The sequence below is a fragment of the Acinetobacter sp. 228 genome, from assembly GCF_048147885.1.
Window position 1 is genome coordinate 1 of the sequence record NZ_JAYWYV010000577.1, and the last position, 1054, is coordinate 1054.

General features: G+C 39.9%; 2 protein-coding genes. Both read right to left on the minus strand.

Annotated elements, in window-relative coordinates:
* Positions 1-312 (minus strand): SDR family NAD(P)-dependent oxidoreductase (locus VXQ92_RS20940; RefSeq protein WP_416683061.1); only part of this gene is annotated, 312 nt, incomplete at its 3' end.
* Between the two features lie 7 nt (positions 313-319).
* On the minus strand, positions 320-1006 hold the full coding sequence (locus VXQ92_RS20945) for a glutathione S-transferase family protein (protein ID WP_065718793.1): 687 nt from the start codon (positions 1004-1006) through the stop codon (positions 320-322).
* Positions 1007-1054 lie beyond the last annotated feature (48 nt).

A 1054-nucleotide genomic window follows, 5' to 3' on the forward strand; every position in this document is an offset into this window, starting at 1 on the left:
AATTGAGGGAATATTTCCCCCAACATTATGAATAACTGCAGTAATACGTTCATTCTGACTTATGATGGTGTCAAACAATGCTTGAACTTGATTGATATCTTCTGCATCTAGACGAAATGCCACAGCTTCGCCTGCATTGGCATGGATTTCGGCAGCTACTGCCTCAATTTTTTGGAAAGTACGTCCAGCAACGTAAACTTTTAAGCCCTCTTTTGCAAAGCGATGACAGACAGCAGCACCGATGCCCTGTGATGCCCCAACGCCAATAACAACTGCACAATCTCGTATTTTATCTGGTGTTGCTGATGCCATAGTCGTCTCAACCTGTTTGTTTTTTATACCATTCTGCCATAAATGGACGATCCAAGATTTCCTTACCAAACTTCTTACTTGTACGAATGACTTCACCAAGTTGAGCAACTACAGCTATGTCTGCAATCGTTTGATTCTCACCCACTAACCATTCACTTTGTGATAAAACCTGCTCAATACGGTCGAGGTGTCGTATAAATTCTTCTTCAACATTTTCAGCTTTCATTCTGCCCAAGCCTTGAAAGAAAAGCTGTGTTTTGAGTTCAGCTAAAATAAAACCCTTCACCATAGGTTTTTCATATGCAGGGCGGCCAATACTGCTAATACGAATTGCTTCTTCTAAAGCTTCCGAATCATTTACTCTTAAATATACTTCATAAAAATAGAGTGATTCATCTGCCCAGTCTTCCCAAAGTTCTGCAAGTGCCTTTTGATTTGCGTCTTCGGGATAAAGTCGAGGTGTATCCGGAAAATTTTCGTCTAGGTAGCGAGCGATATGGGTACTGTCTTGTATACGCTGCCCTTTATGGTCAATAACAGGTACTTTGCCCACTTTACTGAGCAAAGGTACTTTCGCTCCAAGAATGCCGTTGTAATTAATCGTTTCGTAGGGGATTCCCTTAAATTTCAAAGCTCTTGCAACTTTTTGGCAAAATGGAGAAATTTCCCATTGATGCAAAATAATATCCGACATTTATTCACCTTTATTTTTAATTGCCTGTTTTACTATTCAGTTCCTTTT

Coding starts and splice junctions, on each gene's coding strand:
- VXQ92_RS20945 (WP_065718793.1), bottom strand. CDS start 1,006: ATGTCGGATATTATTTTGCATCAATGGGAAATTTCTCCATTTTGCCAA.